Annotated in this window: 5 protein-coding genes; all 5 read left to right on the top strand. The window is 63.5% G+C overall.

Annotated elements, in window-relative coordinates; translation table 11 throughout:
* Nucleotides 1-79 precede the first annotated feature (79 nt).
* The 5 genes from ACH2AT_RS07525 to ACH2AT_RS07545 all read left to right on the top strand — a co-directional run bounded on the left by ACH2AT_RS07525 (nucleotide 80) and on the right by ACH2AT_RS07545 (nucleotide 5,963).
* A complete protein-coding gene (locus ACH2AT_RS07525; RefSeq protein ID WP_394964859.1) occupies nucleotides 80-2,305 on the top strand; it encodes an ATP-dependent RecD-like DNA helicase in 2,226 nt (741 codons plus the stop codon).
* A complete protein-coding gene (locus ACH2AT_RS07530; protein ID WP_394964861.1) occupies nucleotides 2,296-3,006 on the top strand; it encodes a ComF family protein in 711 nt (236 codons plus the stop codon). Before ACH2AT_RS07525 ends, ACH2AT_RS07530 begins: the two co-directional genes overlap by 10 nt.
* A 95-nt stretch (nucleotides 3,007-3,101) precedes the next feature.
* Nucleotides 3,102-4,124, top strand: coding sequence for a rod shape-determining protein (locus ACH2AT_RS07535; protein WP_394964863.1), 1,023 nt, complete (start codon nucleotides 3,102-3,104; stop codon nucleotides 4,122-4,124).
* Nucleotides 4,125-4,300: 176 nt separating this feature from the next.
* Entirely contained in the window at nucleotides 4,301-4,702 is a 402-nt protein-coding gene (locus ACH2AT_RS07540) for an OadG family protein (protein WP_394964865.1), read from the top strand.
* A gap of 13 nt (nucleotides 4,703-4,715) precedes the next feature.
* Nucleotides 4,716-5,963, top strand: coding sequence for a sodium ion-translocating decarboxylase subunit beta (locus tag ACH2AT_RS07545; protein ID WP_330057869.1), 1,248 nt, complete (start codon nucleotides 4,716-4,718; stop codon nucleotides 5,961-5,963).
* The last annotated feature ends 139 nt before the right edge of the window (nucleotides 5,964-6,102 follow it).

The raw sequence follows: 6,102 nt of genomic DNA on the forward strand, positions 1-6,102 counted from the left end.
CGCGCTTCGGTTTACAAAGCCCCGGGCCCGCGGTATAATGGCTTTGGATCTGCCCGCGGGGAAAGGGGGAGCAAGAACGATGGACGAGGAGCGTTCCGGGGAACTTCTGCGCATGGAAGGCGTTGTGGAGCACGTCATCTTTGAAAATCCCGACACCGGCTATGCCGTGTTCGAGGTCAACGCCGGAGGCGAGCTCCACGTGGTCACCGGCGAAGTGGGCGAGGTGAACGTGGGTGAAAGCGTCACTGTTTATGGCCGGTTCGAGACCCACCCTGCCCACGGCCCGCAGTTCAAAGCCGAAAGCTGTGAGGCCGGCATGCCCCAGGACCTGGCGGCGACTCTCGCCTATCTCTCCAGCGGGGCGCTGCCCTACATCGGCCCCGCCACAGCAAAAAAGATCGTGGAGCGATTCGGCGCCGACTGCCTGGAAGTCATCGCCAACGACCCGCTGCGCCTGACCGAGCTGCGGGGCATCACCCCCGAAAAGGCAAACGCCATCTCAAACGAGTTCAGGCGGATGTTCGGCGTGCGGGAGGCGGTGGCCTATCTGGGCCGCTTTGGCGTCTCGCCGGCGCAGGCGGTGGAGGCGTACCGCCATCTCGGCCCTTGCGCGGTAGAAGAGATAAGCCGCAATCCCTACATCCTCTGCGGCGAACCGCTGCACCTGAAATTCCGCCAGGCGGACGCCATCGCGGCGGAACTGCAGATGGACTTGGAGGACTTTCTGCGGGTGCGGGCGGGCCTCCTTTACATCCTGCGCCACAACACAGGCAACGGCCACACCTGCCTGCCGCGTGAAGGGCTGGTGCGGACCACCGCCAAAAGCCTGGCGGTCGAGCCGGACGCGGTGGACGGCGAACTGGACCGCCTGCTGGATGATGGCGAAGTGCGCAGATGCACCCGGGCGGAGGGCGAGTTCATTTTTCTGCCGGACCTTTTCAGTGCCGAGGCTGACATCGCCGCCCGGCTGTGGGAACTCAGCCGCCATCCTGCGGCCCCGCCCGCCGGCGTGGACCGGAGCATCGCCATTCTGGAACGCGCCCAGGGCTTTGCCTACGCGGAAGAACAGCGCACGGCCATCCGCACGGCCATGAGCAGCAGGGTCATGGTGCTCACCGGCGGGCCGGGCACCGGCAAGACCACCACCGTGAACGCCATCCTCTCGCTTTTGCAGCATTCCGGGCAGCGGGTGGCTCTCTGTGCGCCCACGGGGCGTGCGGCCAAGCGCCTGTCGGAACTGACGGGCCAGAAGGCCCAGACCATCCACCGGCTGCTGGAGGTGGACTATGACCCCCAAAGCCGCCTTTTGCGCTTTATCCACAACGAGAAAAACCTGCTCAAATGTGACGTGGTGGTGCTGGACGAGATGAGCATGGTGGATGCAAAGCTGTTCCAGAGCCTGCTGGCGGCGCTGCGCCATGGCTGCCGCATCATCATGGTGGGCGACGCCGACCAGCTGCCCAGCGTGGGCCCCGGCAACGTTCTGGGCGAGGTCATCCAGAGCGGTGTGGTGCCCACCGTGCGGCTGGAGCATATCTTCCGCCAGTCCGCCAAAAGCCTCATTGTGGAAAATGCCCACCGCATCGTCGAGGGCCTTGCACCCAAAAAAGGCACGCGGGACAGCGACTTCTTTTTCCTGCAGTCCGGCGGCATGGAGTGCCAGCAGCTGGTGTGCGATCTTGTGAGCCGCCGCCTGCCCGCGACCTACGGATTTGACCCCATGCGGGACATTCAGGTGCTCTGCCCCAGCAAAAAGGGCCCGGTGGGCACCCTGGCGCTGAACCCCTGCCTGCAGCAGCTGCTCAACCCGCCCGCCGCAAACAAGCCCGAACTGGAAGCCGGCGGCCGGGTGTTCCGCCGGGGCGACAAGGTGATGCAGGTGCGGAACGATTACCTCATCCCCTACGAGCGGGACGGGGGCGAATCGGGCGTGGGGGCCTTCAACGGTGACATGGGCGTCATCCTGGAGGTGGATCCCGGCCGGCGGACCCTGCTGGTGCAGATGGAGGACAAAAAGATCACCTATGGCCCGGACGCCATCCAGGAGCTGGAGATCGCCTACGCCATCACCGTCCACAAAAGCCAGGGCACCGAATTCACGGCGGTGGTGATGCCGGTGAGCGGCGTTCCTGCGCAGCTGCGCTACCGCAACCTGCTGTACACCGGCGTCACCAGAGCAAAAAAGCTCTGCGTCCTGCCGGGCGAACTTTCGGTGATGGAGGAAATGGTGGCAAACGTGCAGAAAAACAAGCGATACAGCTGCCTCTGCGCGCTGCTGGCCGATGGGGCGGCACAATGCGGCTGAGGGACGCCGCGCAGCTGGCGGCAGGGCTGGTGTATCCCCGGCGCTGCCCCTTCTGCGACAGGGTGCTGGGCTGGATGCCCGGCTGCCCGGACTGCGCCGCGGAACTGGCAAAGCTGCGGCGCGCGGCCCCGCGGCTGCCTGCCACCGAACACATCCTGCGGAACGTGACAGGCGCCGCTGCGGTGTGGCGCTACGACGGGTGCGTGCGGCAGGCCATCCTGCGCTTCAAAAACGGCGGACGCGCCTGCTACGGCGAAACTCTGGGCGCGGAGATTGCGCGGGCCGTTTTTGGTTGTAATTACGACATAAAGCGTGGTATAATAACTTTTGACGGCGCGCCGCCGCTGGCGCGCTTCGATCTGGTGGTGCCGGTGCCTGCCTCCGACCGGGGCAGGGGATACGAACCGCCGGAACTTCTTGCCGGGCCGCTGGCCCGCGCGTTGGGCGTCCCGCTGGAAAAGGGGGCGCTGCGCAAGGCCCGCGCCACCCATCCCCAGAAGGGCCTGTCCGCAGCCGAGCGGATGAAAAACCTGCAGGGCGCTTTCCGCGTGAGGAATGCGCAGTGCATCGAGGGACGGCGGATCCTTCTGGTGGACGATGTGATCACCACCGGCGCCACCGTCAGCGCCTGCGCCGGGGCGCTGATGAAGGCCGGCGCGCTGGAGGTATTCGCGGTGGCGGCGGCGCATACAGAACTGTAAAAAAGCAATTTTGGAAATATACCCCGGCTGCAAAGCCGTTTTGCCGTCCTTTTGCGAGCGTGCGGCAACACAACAGAGAAAGCGAAGTGTGAGTTATGGCGCAGTATGATATCGGCATCGACCTCGGCACCACCACCATCATCATCGCAATGGAAGGCAAGGGCGTGATCCTGAACCAGCCCAGCGTTGTGGCGGTGGACACCCGCAAGGACCAGGTCCTGGCGGTGGGGGACGACGCGCTGGCCATGGTGGGCCGCACCCCCAATTACATCCTGGCCACCCGCCCGCTGAAGGACGGCGTGATCTCCAACCACACCCTCACGAAAGAGCTGATCTGCCGCTTCGTGAACAAGGTCTATGATTCCAAACTCATCAAGCCCCGCGTTGCGGTGTGCGTGCCCGCGGCCATCACCGGCATCGAAAGCGACGCTGTGGTGGAGGCTGTGGTGGCTGCCGGCGCCCGGCAGGTCTTTTTGATCGACGAACCCATTGCAGCCGCGCTCGGCTGCGGCATCGACATCCTGCAGCCGGAGGGCCACATGGTGGTGGACATCGGCGGCGGCACCACCGACATCGCGGTGATCAGCATGGGCGGCAAGGTGAGGTCCGCCAGCGTGAAGATCGCGGGCAACACCTTTGACGATGAGATCCAGAAATACGCCCGCCTCAAATTCAACGTGGCCATCGGCCTGCGCACCGCAGAGGAGCTGAAGAAGCAGGTGGCCTGCTGCCGCCCCTGCGCCTTTTCCTCCGAGATGGAAGTGAAGGGCCGCAGCCTGCTCACCGGGCTTCCCCAGCGTCTCACCGTGACCACCGAGGACCTCTATGAGGCGGTGATGCCTCTGGCCGAACAGATCGCGGCAGCGGCCCATCAGGTGCTGGAGCACACGCCGCCGGAACTGGCCGGCGACATCTACTCCGCAGGCGTAGTGCTCACTGGCGGCGGCTCCAAGCTCAAAGGCCTGGACGAATATCTGAGCCAGCAGCTCAAGGTAAAGGCGCGGGTCTCGGAGGACCCCATCAACTGCGTCGCGCTGGGCACGGCGCGGTGCCTGGAGATCGGAGACCAGCTGGAAAGCGGCTTTGTGGACGCAACGCCCCGCCTGGGCCACAGATAAAGCTGATGCGCCCGTCTGCACGAAACGCTCCGTGCAGGCGGGCGTTCCTTTTTGTTTTTTAAATTTGTACAAATGCTATTATTTTAACAAATCCCTTTCTGCGACCTTGAAACAGGGGCGGTTTTTCGATATAATGTAAAAGACGAAAATTGAGCTTTGGAAAAGGGGGCCATCCAATGAATGCAGTTCTGCTTGCGGCGGGCGCCGCACAGGCCGCGGAACCGTCGGTGCTCGTGGTCGCGGGGATCGGCATGTCCCTGGTCTTTCTGGTGCTGATCCTGCTGACTTATATCATCGCCCTTCAGGGCAAACTGTTCGACGCGCTGAATGCCAAAAAGCAGAAGGCAGCTGCCGAAGCGGCTGCGAAAAGCCAGCCGCAGCCCCCGCAGCTGCAGGAACCCATGGAGGCTCCGCCCTTGGTGGAAGACGGCGTCAGCGAAGAGATCGTGGCGGTCATTGCGGCGGCAGTCGCGGCGGCCAGCGGCGGCAAGTATACGCTTCGCGCAGTCAAGCGCGCCGGCGGCGGCCGAGGCAGCTGGGGCGCGGCGGGCGTCGAGAGCGGCACGGAACCGTTTTAAGGGGGGCTGAACCATGAGTGCTTTTTTTGATACCCTCGTCAGCATCTGGGAGAACTCCGGCTTCATGGGCATCGCCGAGGACTGGCGCTATCTGCTCATGATCGTGGTGGCCTGCCTGCTTTTGTACCTGGCCATCGTGAAAGAGTTCGAGCCCCTGCTTTTGCTGCCCATCGCCTTTGGCATGCTGATGGCGAACCTGCCCGGCAGCGGCATCATCCATATGCAGTACTTCATCGCGCCGGAAGGGGCCGACCCGAGCCTCTATCCCATGTTCAGCGAGATACTTCACAACGGCGGCCTGGCGGACATGCTCTATCTGGGCGTCAAGCTGGGCGTCTACCCGCCGCTCATCTTCCTTGGCATCGGCACCATGACCGACTTCGGCCCGCTGATCTCCAACCCCAAGAGCCTGCTGCTGGGCGCTGCCGCGCAGCTGGGCATCTTCGCCACATACTTCATGGCGAAGTTCGTGCACATCCCTTATAACTTCCTGGCCGAACTGCTGGGCTTTGCCCCCATCGAGCCCTTTACCGGCCCGGAGGCGGCGGCCATCGCCATCATCGGCGGCGCCGACGGCCCCACCGCGATTTACGTGACAAGCATTTTGGCGGCGGGCCTGCTGGGCTCCATCGCGGTGGCGGCCTACAGCTACATGGCTCTGGTGCCGGTCATCCAGCCGCCCATCATGAAGGCGCTCACCACCAAGAAAGAACGCTGCATCGTGATGAAGCAGCTGCGCACCGTCTCCAAGACCGAGAAGATCATCTTCCCCATCATGTGCACCATCATCATCAGCCTCATCCTGCCGGACTCTGCCGTGCTGATCGGCATGCTGATGCTGGGCAACCTGATGAAAGAATCCGGCGTGGTGGACCGCATCAACCGCACCGCAGGCAATGAGCTGATGAACATCATCACCATCTTCCTGGGCCTGTCCGTCGGCTGCACCACCAGCGCCAACACCTTCCTGAACGCCCGCACCGTCCTCATCATCATCCTGGGCCTGCTTGCTTTCTCCTTCGGCACTGCCGGCGGCGTGCTGTTTGGCAAGCTGATGTGCTGGGCCACCCATGGCCAGGTGAACCCCCTGATCGGTTCCGCTGGTGTGTCCGCCGTCCCCATGGCGGCACGTGTGTCCCAGAAAGTGGGCCAGGCGGAGAACCCCACCAACTTCCTGCTGATGCACGCTATGGGCCCCAACGTGGCCGGCGTGATCGGCAGCGCCGTTGCGGCGGGCATCCTCATCAACATCTTCAGCTGACAGGCAGCTGCCATTGAACCAAAAGAACGCGTCTTTTCACCGCACTGCGGCGAAAAGACGCGTCAGCCTGTAGAAAAACCTGCTTTGGCGATCAGGCCAGAGCAGGTTTTCTGTTTGAAAACAAGAAGGCAGGTGGAAA

This window comes from Candidatus Allofournierella excrementigallinarum, from assembly GCF_944388085.1.
Taxonomy (GTDB): Bacteria; Bacillota; Clostridia; order Oscillospirales; family Ruminococcaceae; genus Allofournierella_A; species Allofournierella_A excrementigallinarum.